The 21,101-nt window shown below is 67.2% G+C and carries 16 protein-coding genes; 11 read left to right on the forward strand and 5 right to left on the reverse strand.

The features are described from left to right. The first annotated feature begins 450 nt into the window (after positions 1-450). A complete protein-coding gene (locus GOOTI_RS09765; RefSeq protein ID WP_039993858.1) occupies positions 451-2,106 on the forward strand; it encodes an NTF2-like N-terminal transpeptidase domain-containing protein in 1,656 nt (551 codons plus the stop codon). Here the strand turns inward: GOOTI_RS09765 and GOOTI_RS09770 are convergent. Next, positions 2,082-2,525: a DUF3054 domain-containing protein gene (locus GOOTI_RS09770; RefSeq protein WP_007238423.1), complete on the reverse strand. Its 444-nt coding sequence runs from the start codon at positions 2,523-2,525 to the stop codon at positions 2,082-2,084. The two genes, GOOTI_RS09765 and GOOTI_RS09770, sit on opposite strands and share 25 nt — an antisense overlap. A 53-nt stretch (positions 2,526-2,578) precedes the next feature. Further along, positions 2,579-3,709, reverse strand: coding sequence for a lysylphosphatidylglycerol synthase transmembrane domain-containing protein (locus GOOTI_RS09775; protein ID WP_007238424.1), 1,131 nt, complete (start codon positions 3,707-3,709; stop codon positions 2,579-2,581). A 103-nt stretch (positions 3,710-3,812) separates the two neighbouring features. On the opposite strand from GOOTI_RS09775, the gene GOOTI_RS09780 reads away from it, so the two are divergent. From GOOTI_RS09780 to GOOTI_RS09790, 3 genes are read left to right on the forward strand one after another with little or no spacing between them, the layout of a single operon-like run. Then, a complete protein-coding gene (locus GOOTI_RS09780) occupies positions 3,813-5,177 on the forward strand; it encodes an AI-2E family transporter (protein ID WP_007238425.1) in 1,365 nt (454 codons plus the stop codon). Further along, on the forward strand, positions 5,174-6,322 hold the full coding sequence (macS, locus tag GOOTI_RS09785) for a MacS family sensor histidine kinase (protein ID WP_007238426.1): 1,149 nt from the start codon (positions 5,174-5,176) through the stop codon (positions 6,320-6,322). The genes GOOTI_RS09780 and macS overlap by 4 nt, the downstream gene beginning before the upstream one ends. Next, entirely contained in the window at positions 6,319-6,981 is a 663-nt protein-coding gene (locus tag GOOTI_RS09790; RefSeq protein ID WP_007238427.1) for a response regulator, read from the forward strand. Before macS ends, GOOTI_RS09790 begins: the two co-directional genes overlap by 4 nt. Before the next feature lie 89 nt (positions 6,982-7,070). On the opposite strand, the gene GOOTI_RS09795 is transcribed toward GOOTI_RS09790, so the two are convergent. The 3 genes from GOOTI_RS09795 to trmB all read right to left on the reverse strand — a co-directional run bounded on the left by GOOTI_RS09795 (position 7,071) and on the right by trmB (position 12,149). Next, positions 7,071-10,385, reverse strand: a complete 3,315-nt coding sequence (locus GOOTI_RS09795; protein WP_007238428.1) for an MMPL family transporter — start codon at positions 10,383-10,385, stop codon at positions 7,071-7,073. A 187-nt stretch (positions 10,386-10,572) separates the two neighbouring features. Then, complete coding sequence (locus GOOTI_RS09800) at positions 10,573-11,334, reverse strand: NYN domain-containing protein (RefSeq protein ID WP_007238429.1); 762 nt, start codon at positions 11,332-11,334, stop codon at positions 10,573-10,575. Next, positions 11,331-12,149 carry a tRNA (guanosine(46)-N7)-methyltransferase TrmB gene (trmB, locus tag GOOTI_RS09805; protein ID WP_039993867.1) on the reverse strand — a complete coding sequence of 273 codons (819 nt, stop codon included), beginning with the start codon at positions 12,147-12,149 and terminating at the stop codon, positions 11,331-11,333. The genes GOOTI_RS09800 and trmB overlap by 4 nt, the downstream gene beginning before the upstream one ends. Before the next feature lie 107 nt (positions 12,150-12,256). Here trmB and GOOTI_RS09810 point away from each other — a divergent pair, with 107 nt between their 5' ends. From GOOTI_RS09810 to GOOTI_RS09840, 7 genes are all read left to right on the forward strand, one after another. Beyond that, entirely contained in the window at positions 12,257-13,102 is an 846-nt protein-coding gene (locus GOOTI_RS09810; RefSeq protein WP_007238431.1) for a hypothetical protein, read from the forward strand. 19 nt (positions 13,103-13,121) lie between these two features. Then, positions 13,122-14,504, forward strand: coding sequence for a hypothetical protein (locus tag GOOTI_RS09815; protein ID WP_138985244.1), 1,383 nt, complete (start codon positions 13,122-13,124; stop codon positions 14,502-14,504). Further along, positions 14,501-14,839, forward strand: coding sequence for a DUF6802 family protein (locus GOOTI_RS09820; RefSeq protein ID WP_007238433.1), 339 nt, complete (start codon positions 14,501-14,503; stop codon positions 14,837-14,839). Before GOOTI_RS09815 ends, GOOTI_RS09820 begins: the two co-directional genes overlap by 4 nt. Before the next feature lie 217 nt (positions 14,840-15,056). Next, positions 15,057-16,883, forward strand: coding sequence for a phosphoenolpyruvate carboxykinase (GTP) (locus tag GOOTI_RS09825; protein ID WP_007238434.1), 1,827 nt, complete (start codon positions 15,057-15,059; stop codon positions 16,881-16,883). Between the two features lie 44 nt (positions 16,884-16,927). Then, positions 16,928-17,959, forward strand: a complete 1,032-nt coding sequence (locus GOOTI_RS09830; RefSeq protein WP_039993860.1) for an esterase-like activity of phytase family protein — start codon at positions 16,928-16,930, stop codon at positions 17,957-17,959. A 72-nt stretch (positions 17,960-18,031) separates the two neighbouring features. Beyond that, complete coding sequence (locus GOOTI_RS09835; RefSeq protein ID WP_007238436.1) at positions 18,032-18,919, forward strand: ABC transporter ATP-binding protein; 888 nt, start codon at positions 18,032-18,034, stop codon at positions 18,917-18,919. 15 nt (positions 18,920-18,934) lie between these two features. Beyond that, on the forward strand, positions 18,935-21,101 hold a 2,167-nt coding region (locus tag GOOTI_RS09840; protein ID WP_373279020.1), incomplete at its 3' end, for an ABC transporter permease.

Here is a 21,101-nt window from a genome sequence, read left to right on the forward strand (position 1 = left end):
TGGGCATCGTCGAGGTCACGGAGTGCAGGCCGCCATCGTGCTGCCGCTGAGGTCGGCGACAACACGACCGAGGGTTCAGACCTCCTTCTCGAACGCGTCCCCCGTGTCGAGCCCGCCTCCCCGGGCGATGGTGCGATGCCGACGCAGACCGATCGCGCCACGCAGGGGAGCGCCGCCGGCGTCACGCGGGACGGCGGAAAGCCCGACGGTGTGCGGTCACCAGGTGTCGACCCGGCGACGCCGAAGGTTTCGGATGCCGAGTCGTCAGGCCGTAAGAGTGCAGAGTCGCCAGGCAAGAGCACAGACTCGTCGAGTGGCGAGGCCGCCGAGCCGTCGAGCGGCGCGGACGCTGGGAAAACGGACGGCCGAGACGAGATCGTGACGAGTCCGAGTTCCGACTGCAGCCCGGCGGTCCCTGTAACTCGTGTGACTAGAGTGAAAAATGGGACTATGAAGTATTGCTTGCGGTGGGTGGCTCTTGTCGCCTGCGTCGTCCTCGCCAGTGCCGGCGGATTCGTGACCTGGCGGATGCTCTCCGGTGGCCCCGATACCGGCGCGGCGGCTGCCGTCAGAGAGTTCGCCAGCGCGTTGAGCAGGAAGGACGCCGCGGCTGCCGCGCAGTACACCACCGCGCCCGGGCAGGCTGCCGACGCTCTGACGCAGACCGTCACGGCGATGAACCCGGACTCGATAGACGTCGACGTGGACAAGCCCGAGGAGTACAGCGACGGCACGGCGTCGTTCAACCTCAGGACCACCTGGCGGTGGGACAAGGACCGTTCGTACGAGTCGGCGACGTCGGGCACCGCGCGGCACCTGAGTTCGGGGTGGAAGGTCACCTGGGATCCCACGGTCATAGCCCAGGGGCTCCCGGTCGGCGGCAATCTTCGCGAGATCCGCACCGATGCGACGCCCGCTCCGACCGTGAACAGTGTGTCCGGCAAACCGTTCATGATCCTCCAGCCGGTCAACGAGATCGTTCTCGATCCCTCGAAGACCCGCGACGTAACGGGTTCGGTGCGTGCACTGTCGCGCACACTCGCGCCCATCGCGCCGCTGATCACGCCGGAGGTGATCAACGCCAAGCTCGCCGCCACCCCGAACAGACCGATCGTCGCGGTGACACTGCGCGACTCGGACATGGGTGTGATGAACAGCAGCCCCGCTGCGATTCCCGGCGTCTCGATCAACAAGACGGACATGTTGGTGATGGCGGACCGTCGACTCTCGTCGCCGCTCGAGCCTGCGTTGACCAACTACTGGCAGGCCATTCGCGACGCCACTGCCGGGTGGCAGGTCCAGATGGTCGGCCCCGGCCTCAAGCCACGCAAACTCGCCGGTGAGCAGGGCCCTCCTGGTCCCGACGTCGCGACGTCGATCAATCAGCAGGTGCAACTGACCCTCGGCGACGCGGCCGTCGAGGTCGGCCAGCCCGCGACCATCATGGCCCTCGACGCACAGAGCGGGGCGATTCTCGGCCTCGCACAGAACGACTACGCGGTCGAGCGCAAGAACAGTGTGGACCAGGCGTATCCGGTCGGAGCGACACTCGATCCGGTTTTCGCTGCCGTCGACAAGGGCACGTCGTCGAACAAGCAGTCGTCGAACAAGCAGTCGTCGGACACCGCACTCGACAGGCTCGGACTCGGGGTCGGGTTCACCGTCCCCGGCGCTTCCACGCCGACGACGCCGCAGTCGGGTGTGGCGACCATCGACTATCGGCCGCAGTCGGCGACCGCGTCGATGCTGAACATGGCCGCGCTCGGAGTGTCGATGGCTCGGGCGCAGGCAGGTACCGGCAGTTCGGTGGCGCCCACGGTCATCAAGGGCGCGGCGACAAAGGTCGACGGTGGTGCACTCGGCGCGATCGACAAGTCGGTGAGCAGTCCGATCCTGTCGGCCATGACGGCGACCGCCAAGACCGGTGACGCCAGCGATCTGACGCAAGCACCCGGGCTCAAAGCGCTGGTCGGGACAAACGGTCCGCAGGGTCCGGGATGGTTCGTCGGAATTCAGGGCGGCAAGGTGATCGTGATCTACACCGAAGGTGAGAAATCGGGCACCGCCGCCCTACAGGTCGCTCAGAAGTACTTCCGCATCGCGTAACCGGCGATCGCACGCCAGCCGAGCATGAACAGGCCGAGCGCGATGGTCGCCACGATGATGAAGCTCAGCGCGACACCCTGGTGGAGCAGGTACCTCAGCACCATTCCGATCGCCACGGTGCACACCCAGATGACAAGACCGGCGGGCACGACGCGGGCCGGTCGGAAGTCGCTGCCGAACCACTCGCTGGAACCGACGTGGGAGTAGACGTAGGCGATCGACCATCCCGCGGCGGCACCGACGAGGAACGGCCACAAGGTCTGCAGCACGCCGAGGAGCGCGAAGCCGTCGTGGTGGTTGGCTCGGCCAATCAGCACGAACACGACCACTGCGACGATGTCGCAGAGCGCTGCCGCGGCGAGGGGGAACGTCGCCGTGGATCGACCGCTGGTCGCACCGGTCACGTCAGACTTCGACATGGGTATCCACGGTAGCGCGGTCGTCGGCCGACGTGGTCGCTCGGGTGCTGTTGTTAAGGCCGTGATCCTGTCGAGCCGTCTGTCTCGGGTGGGTCGGCGTCAGGGTTGAAATCTCCGGACGCTATGTCGCGATCGATCTCCTCGCCGATCGAATCGTCGGGACGAATCCGCGATCGGAACAGGAAGAAGACGACGACCCAGCCGATCGCGGCGATCAGGACATAGCTGATGATGCGGTAGACGAGCACAGCGGTGAGCGCGTCGGCGGCGGGCATTCCCGCGCTGGTCAGCGCTGGGACGAGCACTGCGTCGACCACTCCGATGCCACCGGGGAGCAGCGGGATGGCGGTGCCGACCGCCTTGCCCGCGGCGTAGGCGACCATGAGGCCCGCGATGCTCGGGTGTGCCCCCACGGCCCAGCACGCGAACATCAGGCAGGCGACGTCGGCGATCCAGTTGAAAAGACTCCACGTGAACGCCACCGACGTGTCGCGGCGGGTGAGTTGCACCGCGCGCAACTGTTCGAGCGTCTCGAGCAGCCGGGCAATTCCGTGATCCGACGGTTTGCCACGGATCTGGTTGATCCAGCCGAGCACCCGCTCGCCGGTGGACTGCAACGACTCCGGGTGGCTGGCCAGGTATTGCAGCACCACCGCGACCGCGACGAACCCGACCGCTGAGAAGAACACCGAGAACGGACTGGTCTTCGCACCCGCGAGCAGTGCGCCGCCGAATCCCAGGACGGCGAGCCCGACGCCCGCGAGCAGCCCCGACATGACCACCTGCCACGAGGCGACGACAGGGGATGCGCCCCACTTTCGCGTCTCCCGGTAGGTGAAGGCGGGCGCGAGAACCTGACCACCCGGCAGCGTCTGGCTCACCGAATTCGCGGCGAGGACCACCGACAACGACTTCCACTCTGCGACCCGGACTCCGGCCGAGCGCAGCAGCGCCCGCTGTACCTGCGCGAAACTGTCCATCGACAGCAGTGCCGCGACGACACAGGCGGAAAGCCACACCCAGTCGAGGTCGCCGATGCGGTGCGCGGCCTCTTCGAGTTTCGGCCAGATGAGGACGATCTCGACCGCGAGGATGATCACCACGATCACCGTGAGGAGCCACCGCACCCACCAGAAGCGGGAGCGCGTGGCGGTACCGTGGACCGCCGGTGTATCCGACGTCATACGGCCAAGCGTAACGACCGCTAGTGTGACTTCCGTGGACCCTGCTGCCTCGTCGACCGCCGGATATCCCGAAGACGCCGGCGCGAGGGCATCGAATCGGCCGTTGGCCGAGGTCGACCGGTCCAAGGTGCACCCCTTCGTCCGTGCCACCGCGGAGTGGACGTGGCGGATCGTGCTCATCCTGTTCGGTTGCTATCTGCTGGTCAGGATCTTCCTCGAGTTCGAGCAGGTATTCGTCCCCGTCGCACTCGCGATCCTGGTGTCGGCGTTCCTCGTCCCCGGAGTCGACTGGCTCGACAGGCGGCGCGTACCCCGATCGCTCGCGGTCGTCATCATGCTTCTCCTCGCGCTCGGTGTGGTCGCCACCGTGCTGACGTTCGTCGGGCGCGCGTTCGTCCACGGTTTCCCCGCCCTCACCGCCGAGATCACCGAGACCATCGACCGCACCCGACAATGGCTCGTCGACGGTCCGCTCGGTGTCGACGAATCGCAGGTGCGCAACTTCGGGTCGAACATCATCTCGTTGATGGAGCACAACCAGGCCAAACTGGCAGGTGGTGCTCTCGCCACTGCCACAACGGCGACCGAACTGGTCACGGGAGCGCTACTGACGCTCTTCCTGGCCATCTTCTTCCTCTATGGAGGCGGCCAGATCTGGGAGTTCTGCTGCAGATTGGTGCCGCGTGGTACGCGCGGACGTGTGGCCGCGGCGGGTGTGGCGGGGTTCGGCACACTCGTCGGATATGTCCGGGCGACCGTCATCGTCGCACTCGTCGATGCGGTGTGCATCGGTATCGGCCTCGCCATCCTGCGTGTACCTCTCGCACTGCCGTTGGCGACGGTGATCTTCCTGTTCTCCTTCATCCCGATCGTCGGGGCGCTGATCAGCGGCTCACTCGCCGTGGTGATCGCGCTGGTCACCCAGGGGTGGCTGACCGCGGTCATCGTGCTCGCCATCCTCATCGGCGTGATGCAACTCGAAGGCCATGTGCTGCAACCGTTCCTGCTCGGCCGGTCGGTCCGGCTGCATCCGGTCGCGGTGATCCTCGCGATCGCCGCGGGCATCGTCGCCGCGGGCATCGTCGGCGGACTGTTCGCGGTGCCGGTGATCGCCTTCGCCAATACCGCTGTCCGGTACCTGGCCGGGCATCGGGATCTCGCCGTGAGCGAGGGCGACGGCTCCTTCCACTACGCACAGCCCGACGATCCTCACTGGGACACGAAGAGTATCGACGACGCCACGGCGTCGGCCGGGTTGTCCGTCGAGGAGGCCGTCGGGGTGTCGCCCGCCGACGCCGAAGCCGACATCGAGCGCGGGCTCGACGGAAGCGCGCGCCGACCGCGGCGGAGTGCGCCCGAGCATGACGCCGACGGGGACGAGGGCTCGGCCGCGCGGGATGCGGACGATCGGAAGCACACCGGAGACGAGAAGAACACGGGCGGGACGGACGCCGACGAGTCGTCATGAGCAGCGATCCGGTCGCCCCGCTGTGGCGTGGTGCTCAGGTGTTGCGGCTGCTGTCGTACCTCTACGCGCTGGGATTCCGGATAGCCATCGACGACGACCTGCTGCATCCAGGGGTCGCGTGGTTTCTCTTCGGCGTCCTCACGGTGTGGACGCTGGCCTGCGGTGTCGCCTATTACGTCGGTGTCGGGCGCAACTGGTACTGGGTGGGTGCCGAGATCGTGATCGCCTGCGGCATGATGCTGTCGACGTCGTACGTCGCGACCGAATCGTGGGCGTTGAACAACCAGACCTGGCCGACGACCCTGTGGGCGACCAACGCGGTGATCTCGGCAGCCATCCTCGGCGGACCCGTCGTCGGAGTGGTCGCGGGCGTGGGGGTCGGCGGCACGAGCGCATTCGTCAAGGGCTGGCTCGACCTCAATTTCGGCCGCAACGCCACGATCATCGTGATGGTGGCCTCGGGTCTCGCCGTGGGACTGGCCGCGGTCAGCGCGCGTCGCGCACAGGCCCAGCTGGCTGCGGCGGCGCGCGCCGCTGCGGTTGCAGCCGAACGTGAGCGGCTGTCCCGGGAAGTGCACGACGGTGTGCTGCAGGTACTCTCGTTCATCTCCAAACGCGGCCGCGAAATCGGCGGTCCGACGGCGCAGCTCGCCGACCTCGCAGCCACCCAGGAGACTGCGCTGCGTCGGCTCGTCGCCGACGTCGACGTCGACACCGGATCGGAATGTGGGACTGCCGATCTCGCGGCACTGCTCCGCGCCGCAGCGGGTGACGGTGTCGCGGTGAGCGCGCCCGCCGATCCTGTGATGATCGATGCGACGACGGCCCGCGAGATCAGTGCTGCGGTGATCAACGCGCTCGACAACGTCACCCACCACGCCGGGCCGGGCGCCCGCGCATTCGTACTCCTCGAGGACCTCGATGACACGGTGGTCGTCAGTGTCCGCGACGACGGCGTCGGAATAGCCGCGGGCAGACTCGAGGAGGCACGTCGTCAGGGCAGGATCGGCGTGGCCCGGTCCATCGTCGGGAGAATCGAATCCCTCGGTGGCACCGCGACACTCGACTCCGACGAGGGGATCGGCACAGAGTGGGAGATGACGGTTCCGGTGACGCGGCCAAAGGATGACAGGATGCACAGATGACCGAGACAGATGAGGTGGCATTGCGGGTCATGGTCGTCGACGATCACCCGATGTGGCGCGACGGCGTCGCACGCGACCTGGCCGACGCCGGGTTCGACATCGTGGCGACCGCTGATTCCGCGGGGGCCGCGGGACGTCGCGCCGGCGCGGTGCTTCCCGACGTCGTGCTGATGGACATGCAGCTACCCGACGGCAACGGCGCCGAGGCCACGGCGGCGGTCCTCGAGGTATCGCCGAAGACCCGGGTCTTGGTGCTGTCGGCATCCGACGAGCGGGATGACGTGCTCGACGCCGTGAAGGCCGGGGCGAGTGGCTACCTCGTCAAGAGTGCGTCGAAGGCAGAACTGATCGACGCGGTACGCGCGACGGCACAGGGTCAGGCGGTGTTCACACCGGGGCTCGCCGGACTCGTCCTCGGCGAGTTCCGGCGCATGTCAACGCAACCCGACCGTCCGGCAGCAGCGCCGGTGCTCACCGAACGCGAGACCGAGGTGTTGCGGTATGTCGCAAAAGGTATGAGCGCCAAGCAGATCGCGCGAAAACTGACGCTGAGCCATCGCACCGTCGAGAATCACGTGCAGTCGACGCTGCGCAAACTCCAACTCGGCAACCGAGTGGAACTCGCCCGGTACGCGATCGAGCACGGTATCGACGAGTGACGCCGGTGCGCCGCTGACGTCTTCACCGCGTCGGAACGGCTGATACCTATTCGCCGATACGGCTGAACTATTCGCCGGAACGGCTGAACCTATTCGCCGGAACGGCTGCGGCGCAACAACTCCTGCACGCTGATCTGTCGGTTCTCGCCCGGCGTCTCCTCGGCGCGTGCATGGCGATCGGCACGGCTCGACGAGTCGTCCGAGCGCTCACGCCGGGGAGATGTCCGCTCGTCGTGGGTCTCGCCGGGTGCGGGCCGCGCGCCTCGACGCGATGCCGCGACGTCGGGTGACAGACCCCTGTCCATCGGCGACGACGCGGTGCCCGGCACCTGCCGAGGCGCCGATCGCGCACCCTCGGGTGATAGCGATGCAGCGAGCGGTCGCTTGCCCGTCCGGTCCAGATCGGGGCGTCGACCCAGCGGCGACTGACCTTCGACGCCGCGCTGCGGTGTCGGTTGCTGCTGAGCCGGGGGCTGCTGCTGCGGTGTCGGCCGCTGTTGTGTCGGCTGCTGTTGTGGACGTCGCTGCGGTGTCTGCGGCCCCGAAGGCGCTGGACGCGGAGCAGCGCGCCGTGGGGCGTCTGGTGCCTCGGCAGCGGGCTTCTGAGCTGCGGGATTGTGGGCGGTCGGCTTCTGGGCGGGCCGGTTGACACGGATACCACCCTCGCCGAGTGCCCAGCGGCCGGTGTCGGGACGATCGGACCTGGCACGCCGCGGCGTCGGGCGAGCGGTGCGTGCGGGTCGCTCGCGTACGGGTTCGATCTCGTCGAGGGTCTGGCCGGGGCGGTCATCGCGAAGCGCGCGCCGTCGATCCGACGGTGGTTGCGACGGCCCACTGCGTGCCACGGCTTCGCCGGACGCCGGGGCTGCCTGCGCATATGAGCGGGGCGAATCCGGTTGGGCCGCTTCGCGATCGGTGGTGCGTCGCTGGGCTGATCCGGCGCGAATCGCACGGGTCGCCGCGCCCGCGGAGACCGTGGCCGCGGCCCGGGGTGCCGCAGGCATCGCGATGGTCGGCACCTCTGAGATCAGCGTGCCGGCGCGCATGCCCCGTGTACCCGCGCCCACACCAGCGACTTTCGCGTCGGGCTCGTCGTCGAGAATGGTCTCGCCCAGACCGATCTTGCGCTGCAGCGTCTTCATCCACCTCGGCGCCCACCAGCAGTCATCGCCGAGCAATTTCATCGTGGACGGTACGAGCAGCATGCGGATGATCGTGGCGTCGAGGATGAGTGCCGCGATCATGCCGTACGCGATGTACTTCATCATCACGATCTCCGACAAACCGAAGGCGCCGGTCACCACGATGAGGATCGCGGCGGCTGCCGTGATGATCCGTCCCGTATGTGCCGTACCGACGCGCACCGCCTCGGTGGTGCTCGCGCCCTTCTGTCTCGCTTCGACCATGCGGGACAACAGGAATATCTCGTAGTCCGTCGACAGACCGAACACGATCGCGATGATGAGCACCAGTACCGCCGCGAACAACGGCCCAGGGGTGAAGTTCGCGATCGATGCGCCGTGTCCGTCGACGAAGATCCACGTCAGGATGCCCAACGTGGCGCCGAGACCGAGCGCCGACATCAACGCCGCCTTGATGGGCAGCACCAGCGACCCGAACGCGAGGAACATCAGGAGCCCGGTCACGAGCACCAACAGGATCGCCATGAGCGGCAGTCGGGTCAGGAGTGCGTCGATCGAGTCCTGAACCAGCGCCGGGGTGCCCGCCACCCACATCTGGATGCCTGCGGGCTTCTGCATCGCGCGGAGATCCTTCACCGCCTCACCCGCGGTGTCGCGGTTGACGAGGCCCGCCGACATCTGGATGACCTGTGGACCGTTGAAACCGTAGGTGCCGGTCAGTGCGCCGTTGTCGGCCGACGGGCTGAATTGTTTGGTGAACCCGGGGATCTTGTTGGCTTCGTCGGCGATCTGCTGGATCTTGGCGCCGCTGTCGGGATCGTTGACGTCGTAGGAGATGACGAGCTTGACCTCTTCGGTGCGCTCCTTGGGAAACGCCTTGTCGAAGTCCTCCTGAGCGACGCGGCTCGGATTGTCCGGCGGCAGATAGGCCTCGCTGATGCCGCCGAACTTGATGCCGCCGATGGGGATGGTCAGCACCAGCAGGATCAGGACCGTTGGCACAGCGGTGGCCACGGGGTGCCGCATGACCCAGCCGGACAGGCGGCCCCAGAACCCGTTCTCGATCTCGGCCTTGGTTTTGGTGCGTCGCAGGAAGGGCAGGCCGAAGGCGTCGATCTTCGGGCCGAGGATGGCCAGGATGGCGGGTAGCACGGTGATCGAGAGGATCGCCGCCAGCGACACCGAGAAGATGGCGCCGTAGGCGACGGACTTCAAGAAGCCCTGGGGCATCATCAGCAGACACGCGATGGCCGCGACGATGATCGTCGCCGAAAAGACGACGGTCTGGCCCGCGGTCATCACGGTTCTTCGGACCGCGGCCTTGGTGGTGTACCCCTCGGCGAGCTCTTCTCTGAATCTGCTGACGATGAACAGGCCGTAGTCGATCGCGATGCCGAGGCCGATCAGTGTGACCACCGACTGCGCGAAGATGTTCAGTTCGGTCAGCTGGGCGATGATCGTCATGATGCCCAGCGAGCCCGCGATCGTCAGACCCCCGATGAACACCGGGAGACAGGCGGCGATCACGCCGCCGAAGATGAAGAACAGCATGACCGCCACGAGCGGTAGTGCGATCACCTCGGCCCGACGGATGTCCTCGTCCATGCCGCTGGCCATGGCACCGGCGACCGGTTGGAGCCCGGCGAGCTGGAACCTCGTCCCCTCGAGCCCGTATTTACCCGGGTCGTCGACGACGCCCGTCAGGAACGGCTCGATTTTCTGATAGTTCGCGAGCACCGCGGTGTCGTCGTTACCCGCGACGCCGATGCTGATGAAAGCCTGTTTCTTGTCGGCGGTGAAGGTTCGCGACCGGATGGTGTCCTGCGCGGCCCTCTGCGCGACCGTGTTGTCCTTCAGATAGAAGGGGTCGATGATCTCCTGATTGTTCCGTAGTGCCTGTTCGTAGGCCTCCTGGTTGGTCGAATCCGGAGCCTGCGCCGATCGCTGCACCACGGACGGATACTTCTGCAGCAACTCGTCGACGATGTTCTCCACCTTCGCGCCGAACTGCTTGTCGTCGACCGTGGTGCCCGCGGGCGGGGTGATGAGGAGGATGACATCGGAGCGGTGGTCGCGTCCGAAAGCGGTGTCGGCGACGACCGAGCCCTTCGACGACTCGGCGGTCGGGTCGAACCAACCGCTCTGGCTCAGGTGGTTGCCGAGACCGAGTCCGTAGAGTCCGAGGCCGCCCATGATGACGACCAACACCCCGATGACGGCAAAGCGCATCCGGTAGACGAATGTGCCGATGGCTCCGAACACGCCGACTCCTTTCGGAAAAGTCTCGCCGAGATTGTTTCAGTGGTGCCTGAGTGCTTGCTGAGGTTTGGACTGACAGGGGTTCGGGTGATTGCCGAGCGGTGCAGCTCGGATCATCCCGGGCCGTGCCGGCTGGATCATCCCGGGCCGTGCCGGCTGAATCATCCCGAGCCGTACCGGCCGCGTCCTGTCAGCGCAGCAGCGCGCGCAGCGGCCGGAACGGGGTGAGCCACGCGCCGTCGTCGGGCAGTGAATCGAGTCCGATTCGCGGCAACGGCTCCCGGAAGACCCCGGGGATCTCCTCGAGGTCGACGAACTCGAGCCCGTCGGTCGACAACGCCCAGTTCACGTGCTCGCGGAACCCGATGACCGTGACCGGCACGCCTTCGCCTGCGATCTCGACCAGCGGATCCCGGAACGCCTGACCATCCGCGGACGCGACGATCAGCCCGGCTAACCCAACAGTGTGCCTGCGAAGCTCGATGTGGTCGAGCATGTCGGAGTCCACATCGCTGTCCTCGGACAGTTTGGGCTTGGCGAACACCGCGTATCCGACGTTGCGCAGTGCGTCGACCCATGGCCGTACGACATCGGCACTACCAGGGACGATGTTGGTGAAGACCGTCGCCTCCGGCTCGACCTGGACGGCGGTGTCCGAATCCCGGGGAGTGTCGCCGACATCACCGTCGCCGTCGTCCCCGTCATCTGCCCCGACCGACCGATCGTAGGCCGCGACCGTTGCCTGTGCAGAGATGTCGGCGGTCCGCTGGAGCAGCCATCGGCCGAGGGCGTCGAACCGCGGTCGATGCGCGGCGGTGGGCCGGCCGCCGAGGATGGCCCCGAGCCCCATGTCCATGTTGGGTGCGTCCCAGACCAGCAGCACGCGTTGCGCTCCGCTCTGGCCAGAGATCGTGTCGGCGAAACGCGTGCCCGAGCCGTCGTTGTCGGTCATGATCGGTCGCCTTCTGTCGCGGTGTCTGACTTCTCGTGCGGTCGGACCTTCTCGTCCGGTCGGATGTAGACGAACTCGTTGACCTCGCGGCCCTCGCGCTCGGCGCGGCCCTCGAACTTGGTGGTGGGCCGTTCGAGGGAGACAGGGGCGGCGGACGTGGCGGGCACGACGTGGACCCGGTCGGGGTTCTGGGTGGCCAACAACTCGGCGATCCACTCGGCATAGCCCAGGTGGTCGGTGGCGATGTGGAGCACACCACCCGGTCGAAGGCGGTCCGCCATGAGTTCGATCGTGCCCCGTTGGACGAAACGACGCTTGTGATGCCGCGATTTCGGCCAGGGGTCGGGAAAGAACAGCCGGATCGCGGTGAGTGACCCCGACGGGATGAGCTCGCGCAACACCACCACGCCGTCACCGCGGATCATCCGGACGTTGGTCAGCTCATTGCGATCGACGAGGCCGACGAGCTGGGCGAGTCCCGGCTTGTAGACCTCGACGGCGACAACGTCGACGTCGGGTTCGTCTGCGGCCATCGCAGCGGTCGAGATGCCGGTTCCGCTGCCGATCTCGAGGACGCGCGGTGCCTCGCGCCCGAACAGTGCGTCGAAGTCGATGGGGGGTTCGGGTGTCTGTGCCGGGTCGGTGGCGAGGTCACGACCGAGGACGGGCCACAACGTGTCCCAGTTGCGCTGCTGGCCTGGCGTCAGCGTGCCGCGGCGGAAACGGAAGCTGGTCACGCGGGGATACGGGCGTGACGAGTCGCCTCCGGCGTCCGCCGATCCGGGGGAGGTGTTCACCGGTCCATGGTGGCCCATCTGGTCTGGTGCGCATACTCCGACACCCGCTTGTGGAATCTGCTGCGCCGCCTCGCCCATCTGCGACTACCCTTCCACCAGGGAAGATCGACCGGTCAGGAGCGGGGGTGAGAGGTGTGATCGATCCGTCGGGTCCGCTCGCACACACACTGGCGTCCGGGTCGATCGGAGACCTCATCGCGCCTGATTCGCCCGCTTTCACCGCGCTCGATTCCGCGGCCCGACGCTACGTGCGGCCCTGGTCGGTCGCGGTGGTCGGTCGACGGGGCGTCGGCCGCGACACCATGGCCCGGGCGCTGCACGAACGCTGGGGCCTCGCGGCGGTCGTCGCTGACGAACCGGACACGGCTGCCGGGGTCGACCTTCACCTGCATCTGCTCGCCGGGGCCCCGAGGCTCGCCGACCGACGGATCCTCGACGCCGCGCCGCCCGGCCGGACCGTCGTCGTCATCGGGAAGGTCGACACCCTCGCACCGGCCGCCGTCGAACGCGCACGCGCGGCGGCTGAGTCGCTCGGGCAGCCCGTCGTCGCGGTCTCGCAGCTGCTGGCGTGCGCCGACATGTCCGACGCCGAGCTCGGCTTCCTGCGCAGGCTCGTCGCCGACGGCGAGGCGATGCCGTCGATGTCGGGTCACTTCCTCGCAGGCGCGGCGCCGCAGTCGCTGGCGTGGCAGATGCGGACCGAGCTGCTCAAGCGGCTCGACGCCACCGGTATCGACATCGCGATGGGGCTGCTGCGGACCGCCGATCCCGGCGCAGCCGACGCGACGACACTCACCGATCGCCTCCACGCAGCCAGCGGATTCGACGTTCTCGGCGACGCGCTGCGCTCGTGCAGCGCTGCGATCACAGCGTTCCGGGACGCTCAGGTGCGCGCGGTCATGGAGGTGACCGCGGCGGCAGGTGACGCCCGCGACGTCGTCGAGATGCTCCTGCGTACGGCAGGGGTGTGACGTGCGGTCAGGGTCTTCGGTGTCCCCGGTATCTTCGGTATGCCCAGGGTCTTCGGGGGCCGACGTCACCGGCACGCAGGCGCAACGTCGGGCCGCGACGCCCGCCCGCGTTGTCGTGGCGGCGGCGCAGGGCGTCGACATCGATGAACTGCTCGAGGCGTGCCGGGTGATCGCCTCGTCGCACGGGGGTCGTGCACTCGAGTTCGTGGCATTCGAGCCGGGTCGTGTTCTCGTCGGCGCACATGCCGCGGTTCTGGTCGTCGATCCGGCGTGCGCGGTCGTCGACGACGACGAGCTCACCGCGCTGCGCGAGCTGACCGGCGCGGTCGATCACGTCGGAATCGTCTGTGGACGTATCGAGTCGTTCTGGGACTGGCCACGCATCGTGCGTGGTTACCGCAGTGAGCTCGATCCCGGTGAGCGGTTGCCGGTGTTCGCGGTGTCTGCCGCGGCCGCGCTGGCGGGCGCGGTCGACGATTCGGGCGTCGTCGACCTGCTCGACTGGTGCGCATCTTCCTCCGAGCCCTCCGAACTGTCCGGGCCCCACGAGGGCCGACGGCAGGCGTGCGCGGAGGTCGGCCGGACCACGATCCAGGGCACAGGCGCATCGACGGATGCGCAGGCCGACGCGCTGGTGTCCCGTCGCACACGGCTGCTGGCGGTCCGGGACAGGGGACGATCCGACCGGCTCGCGTCCCTCCGCGCGGGAATCGCACACGTCCGCGCCCAGAGCAGCGCCGACATCGCGACTCGGGTACGGGTGCTCGCCACGCTCTCCGACCAGCGCGGTACCGCGATGACACGCACCGACGTCGAGGCACACGCCGCCTGGCTCGACCGCGAGATCGGCGGACTCGTCGCCGACCTCGACGCCGTGACCCGGGAACGACTCGACGCCGTGGCCTCCTCGACGCTCGTCGGACTCGACGCCGACGATCCGCCGGCACACCGCGACGACGAGCCGATTCTCGCGCGCCGTGAGCTGCCCTCGGGCAGACGCGCCGGCGAGGACGCGATGGTCCTGTTGCTCGGGGCGTCGACGGGCATCGGCATCGGGCGTCTCCTCGTGGCACCCCTGTCGTCGATGCAGACGTTGCAGTGGATCGCCATGCCGGCGGCATTGCTGATCGGAGTCGCGGTGGCGATCTGGGTGATCCGGATGCGGCGCGGGGCCACCCTCCGCACACAACTGCGAACGTGGGTGAACGACGTACTCGCCGACGTCCGTGCCCGCACCGAACGGCGCGTGGCGATGCAGCTCACCGAGGCCGAATCACGGATCGGCGGCCAGGTGATGCGTGCCTACGACCGGCAGACTCGTCGAATCGCATACGAGGTCGCCGACATCGATCAACGGCGTAGGGACCTGTACCGAGCGGGTAGGGAAGTGAGTGGACAGTGAACATCGACTCGTTCGGCCTCGGTGACGGCCACGACGACTGGACCGACGGACACGAGGTGGGTGCCGACGTCGACTCTCCGGCCGACAACCTGCTGATGCACGACGACGGTCGGATCTGGGATCTCGGGCCCGCCGACATCGACACCGACGCGGACGGCGTCGCCGACTCGCTCACCCGCAGCGGCCCGGAAGGGCTGACGGTCTACACCGACAGCGATCGGGATGGGCAGATCGACCGGATCACACAGGTGGGTTCCGACGGCTCGTTCGCGTCGCGATCACTCGATCACGAGAGCGGCACCTGGGTGGCCACCGACTCCGGCCGACTGGACTGAGTCGCACCGGCAAGGGGAGAAAGTCCTGGTGACGGTGGGTTGCATGTCATCGGAAAACCGACAGGGCCCACCTTGCAGCCCCTCCTGACGTGTGCGAATGTGGCCTATACCGCATCTCGTAACCCCAGGCCCTAGCGCACGCTCGGTCCCAGTATCCTGGGGAGAAGCAACCCACACAGGGCGGCCAATGCGGGTCGCCACCTCGGAGGAGGAAATCATGACCGCCGCCACGATTCCGGGCCTGGAACCCGGCACCGCTCCGACCACACACGAAGCGCTGTTGGCATGGGTGGCCGAGGTCGCCGAACTCACCCAGCCCGACCGTGTCGTCTGGTCCGACGGCAGTGACGAGGAATGGGATCGCCTCACCGCCGAACTCGTCGAGTCCGGAACCCTCGTCAAACTGAACGAGGACCGCAAGCCCAATTCCTACCTCGCCAAGTCCGACCCCGCCGACGTCGCCCGTGTCGAGTCGCGCACCTTCATCTGCTCCGAGAAGGAAGAGGACGCGGGTCCGACGAACAACTGGGTTGCTCCCGACGAGATGCGTGCGACCCTGACCCCGCTCTTCCGCGGCAGCATGCGCGGTCGCACCATGTACGTGATCCCGTTCTGTATGGGCCCGCTCGGCTCGGACGATCCCAAGCTCGGCGTCGAGATCACCGACTCCGCCTACGTCGTCCTGTCGATGAAGATCATGACGCGCGTCGGTCCCGAGGTGCTTCGACTGCTCGGCGACGACGGCTTCTTCGTCAAGGGGCTGCACTCGGTCGGTGCACCGCTCGAGCCGGGCCAGGCAGACGTGCCGTGGCCCTGCAGTCCCGACAAGTACATCACCCACTTCCCCGAGACCCGCGAGATCTGGTCCTACGGGTCGGGCTACGGCGGCAATGCGCTGCTCGGCAAGAAGTGCTACGCGCTGCGTATCGCGTCGGTCATCGCCCGTGACGAGGGCTGGATGGCCGAGCACATGCTCATCCTCAAGCTGACCAGCCCGGAGAACAAGGTCTACTTCGTGGCCGCGGCGTTCCCGAGCGCTTGCGGCAAGACCAACCTCGCGATGATCCAGCCGACCATTCCCGGCTGGAAGGCCGAGACCGTCGGCGACGACATCGCCTGGATGCGGTTCGGCGAGGACGGCCGCCTTTACGCCATCAACCCGGAGTTCGGCTTCTTCGGCGTGGCACCGGGCACCAGCATGGACTCCAACCCGAATGCGATGAAGACCATCGACGCGGGCAACACGCTCTACACCAACGTCGCAGAGACCGACGACGGTGACATCTGGTGGGAGGGTATCGGCGGCGAGAAGCCCGCGCACCTGACCGACTGGCTCGGCAACGACTGGACGCCCGACTCCGATCAGCCTGCAGCCCATCCGAATTCGCGCTACTGCACCCCGATCTCACAGTGCCCGTCGCTGGCTTCCGAGTGGGACGACCCGCAGGGTGTGCCGATCTCGGCGATCCTGTTCGGCGGACGCCGCAAGACGACTGTCCCGCTGGTGACCGAGGCCCGTGACTGGCAGAACGGCGTCTTCATGGGCGCGACGGTCGGCTCGGAGCAGACCGCGGCAGCAGAGGGCAAGGTCGGCACGGTGCGCCGCGACCCGATGGCCATGCTCCCGTTCATGGGTTACCACGTCGGCGACTACTTCCAGCACTGGATCAACCTGGGCAAGAACGCCGACGCGTCGAAGCTGCCCAAGGTGTTCTACGTGAACTGGTTCCGTCGTGGCGACGACGGCCGCTTCCTGTGGCCGGGCTTCGGCGAGAACAGTCGCGTCCTGAAGTGGATCATCGGCCGTATCGAGGGCGAGAACGAGGGTGTGCAGACACCCGTCGGCATCGTCGCGAAGCCCGAGGAGATCGACGTCACCGGACTCGACGTGCCCACCGAGGATCTCGAGGCTGCGCTCGCCGTCGATCCGGAGGAGTGGCGTCGCGAGCTGCCGCTGATCGAGGAGCTGTTCGAGTTCGTCGGCGAGAAGCTCCCGACCAGCCTGCAGGACGAGCTCGACGCCCTCAAGCAGCGGTTGGGCTGACTTCACCTTCTGTCACTCCTGTAACTGAGGTATCGTTGCCCCCTATGAGTATCCGCTCGTGGGGGGCAACGATCGTCTCTGTGCTCCTAGGTGTTTCGGCGTTCCTCGGCGCATCCGTCTATTCCGGGGTGACCGCCGGTGTCGCGAGGTCGGCGACGCCGATCATCGCGCGCTACACCGACACCGCCTTCATCAACGGGGTGCCCACCTTCGGGGCGATCTCCGGGATCGACCGGATCGGCGCCAATCGCTTCGCGATGATCTCGACCGACGTGGGCCGCGCCGGGCCCGCGCGTTTCTACACGAGCCAGTTCAACTACACGTCCGGCGTCGCCGGATTCACGTCGAACCCGGGAATCGACGGCGGCGGAGTGCTGCTCGGACCGGGCAATATCCCGCCGCTTCCGGGAGCAGCGCAGTACGAGGGCATCCGCGCGACCAGTGGCGGCTATGTCGTCGTCAGCGGCGGTGACCACCAGTTCGTGCGTCTGCAGAGCGCGGGGCCGGTTGGCACCTACATCCGCGACCTCGGGCTTCCGTCGGCGTGGCGGCCGTCGAAGAAGTCGGGCCTTGCCGGGCAGCGGGGCCTCACCGGTGTCGCGGTCGGGCCGCGCGGACAGATCAGCGTGATCACGGCCGGCGGTCTGCGGCAGGACCCCGCCACCTCGGCGCGGCTGCTGACGTTCGGCAAGACCAACTCCGAATTCGTGTACCGCACCGATCCGGGTAAGAGCGCCGCCGACGTCCTCGCGATCAACAACACCGACTACCTCGTGCTCGAGCGCGGTGCCGGACGCAACACGGCGATCTACTGGGCGACCACCCGCGGCGCCGACCAGGTGGGAGGCCGCGCATCCCTGTCGGGGGCGGAGAAAGCGATGCCCAAGCAGTCGATCTTCAACACCGACGGCACGCCCCGACTCTCGACCGGCAACATGGCAGCGATGGCATGGGGCAACTGGCAACCTGACCTGCCGTGGCAGAACTTCCGGACGCGCACCCTGTTCGTCGTGACGAACAACGCCTTCGCGGGCGCGACCAAGGTGCACTCGTTCGAGGTCCAACTCCCGCGCTGATCAACGGATCTCAGGGGGTTCTGGGTGGATCATCCGATGGCAATGCGCTGCAGTTTTTGGCACGGTTGAGCCATGACATCAGAGCAGGGCGCGAGCGCGGGCGCCGAGGATCTCATCAAAACCTACGGATCCGGTGACACGGAAGTCCACGCATTGCGCGGCGTCTCGCTGTCGTTCCGATCGGGTGAGTTCACCGCGATCATGGGGCCCTCGGGATCGGGCAAGTCGACGCTGATGCACTGCCTCGCAGGTCTCGACGTCGCAACGAGCGGCCGGGTCTACATCGGCGACACGGAACTGACCGGCCTCTCCGACAAGAAGATGACCCTGCTGCGGCGTGACCGCATCGGTTTCGTGTTCCAGTCGTTCAACCTGGTGCCGACCCTGACAGCGGCCGAGAACATCACGCTGCCCTCCGACATCGCCGGCCGGAAGGTCGATCAGGAGTGGTACGACACCGTGATCGATCGGCTCGGTATCGCCGACCGGCTCGATCACCTTCCCAGTGAGCTGTCCGGTGGACAGCAGCAGCGTGTCGCATGTGCGCGTGCGCTGGTGGGAAGGCCTGCCATCATCTTCGGTGACGAACCGACCGGCAACCTCGATTCCCGATCGTCGGGTGAGGTGCTCTCCATTCTGCGTGCGGCGACCGACGAGTTCGGTCAGACCGTCGTGATCGTGACGCACGACCCGCGCGCGGCGTCGTATGCCGACCGTGTCGTCTTCCTCGCCGACGGCAAGATCGTCCGCGAACTTCCGCGACCCTCGGCCGACGACGTCTTCGAGGTGATGAAGAACCTCGACACCGTGCCTGCCGAGAAGTCCGCGGAGGCCGAGACGGGCGATGCCACGCCCATATCAGGCCACAAGCATGAATCAGGTTCTGTGGCAGCAGAATCCGGAATCGGTAGGCACGCGCTGCAGACCGATCCGGGTGCCGAACCGTCGCAGGCGGGCTGAACCATGGCCTCGGTGATGCGGAAGGTGTCGCTGCGTAATCTGAGTGCGCACAAGGTGCGACTGGCGTTGACCGTCTTCTCGATCGTGCTGGGCACCGCATTCGTCGCAGGGTCGATCGTGTTCACGTCGACCATCTCGCAGGCGTTCAATTCGATCTTCGACAACGCCGCACCAGGAGTGTCCGTCGAGGTGACGCCGGAGGGTTCCAACTCCGCAGGCGTCCCGAATTCGATTGTCGACGAACTGAAGTCGCACAAACAAGAACTCGGCGTCGACAAGATCTCGACCAACTACACGGGACTGGTGACCATCGCCGACTCGCGCGGCAAGGCGCTGCAGACCGGCGGGGCACCGAGCCTCGGTTCCGCGTACGTCCCGCCGGCCGAGTCGCTGTCCCCCGACGACGGAAAGCTCCTGCCGGGTGGGCGTGCACCTGTCGGCTACCAGGAAGTGGTGCTCAACGAATCGGCCGCGGAGAAGGCGGACCTGAAGGTCGGATCGTCGACCAAGGTGGTCGTCGGGCAGGGATCGAGCCAACCGATGGACGTCACCGTCGTCGGCATCAGCCAGCTCACGGGCGACACCGGCGGCTACGTGAACGTCCAGTTCGAGCGCGAGGCGGCGAGCAACCTGCTCTCCGACGGCGAGCACGTCGCGACGATCGACATGTCGGCGGTCGACGGTGTCAGCGACACCGAACTGCGTGATCGGGTGCAGAAGCTCGTCGGTTCGGACGCGTTGAAGATCCGCACGGGCGATCAGGTGCGGCAGGACGAGAAGGACCGTGTCAACCAGTTCCTGACGATCTTCACCGGCATCCTGCTGGCTTTCGCTGCCATCGGCCTGGTCGTCGGCACGTTCATCATCTACAACACGTTCTCGATGATTGTGGCGCAACGTAATCGCGAGCTGGCACTGCTGCGGGCCGTGGGCGCTACCGAGCGCCAGGTGTCGCGCTCGGTGCTGTTCGAGGCGTTCGTCGTCGGCGTGATCGGCGGTCTCGTCGGCCTCGGCGTCGGTATCGGGCTCGCCGCTGCCCTCAAGGCGATCACGTCGGCGACGTCGGGGCTCCCGGAGGCCTCGCTCGACGTCAGTGTCTGGGCTGTGCTCGCTGCGCTGTTCGTCGGCGTGGTGGTGACCATGGTCAGTGCGTGGGTCCCCGCGGTCCGCGCAGCGCGGGTACCGCCTGTCGAGGCGATGCGTGCCAGCGATGCCGAGCGGGCGTCGTCGTTGCGGACCCGCACCATCACGGGCGCGGTGTTCGGTGTGATCGCCGTCGTCGCGATCGCCTGGGGCGCGATGGGTGAGGGCCTGTTGCGGGCGGTGATCGTGGGGGTCGGCGCCGGCGCGGCGATCATCGCGGCGGTGCTCGCCGGTCCCGCATTGTTGCGGCCCGTGGTCGGCGTGTTGGGACGTGTCATCGGCGCGCCGTTCGGCTCGATCGGATACCTCGCCCGCACCAACGCGATGCGCAATCCGCGACGCAGTTCGGCCACCGCCTTCGCGCTGACTCTCGGTCTGCTACTCGTGGCCGTGATCGGCACTCTCGGAACATCGTTCAAGGGCACGGTCGACACGGCCGTCGACACCGGCATCACCGCCGACTACATCGTGACCGGCACCAACAATCTACCGATCTCACCCGCTGTCGCCGATGCCGTGAAGGGTGTGCCCGGTGTCGCCGACTCCGTCAGCCTCGGCCTGGCGCAGGCGCGCGCCGACGGCGCCAAAGTCAGCGGCTACGCGCCGCTCGGCGGGCAGATCGGAACGGTCGCCAACATCGACATGCTCGACGGCGCGTCGGACAGACTGCCGGACGACGGGATGTTCGTCAGCCAGCGCACGAGTAACGACAAGGGCTGGAAGCGTGGCGACACAGTCACTTTCACCTCATCACTCGGCCAGCAGGTCGCGACACGGGTCGACGGGGTCTACGCCGACAACGAGTCGTTGCAGCCGTGGTTGGTGGGCAGCAAGGTCTACGAGACGTTGATGCCGGAACCGGCACGCATGAGCGTCGGGGTCTTCGTGAAAGCGAAGCCGGGAACCGACCTGTCGGCGCTGCGCACCGATCTGGAGAACGCCACGAACTCCTTCCTCACCGTGCAGGTGCAGGATCGCGGACAGTTCAAGAACAGTCTGTCCCAGCAGATCGACCAGATGCTGGGGGTGCTGTACGCGA

The sequence above is a fragment of the Gordonia otitidis NBRC 100426 genome (assembly GCF_000248075.1).
In the GTDB taxonomy this organism is placed as follows: domain Bacteria; phylum Actinomycetota; class Actinomycetes; order Mycobacteriales; family Mycobacteriaceae; genus Gordonia; species Gordonia otitidis.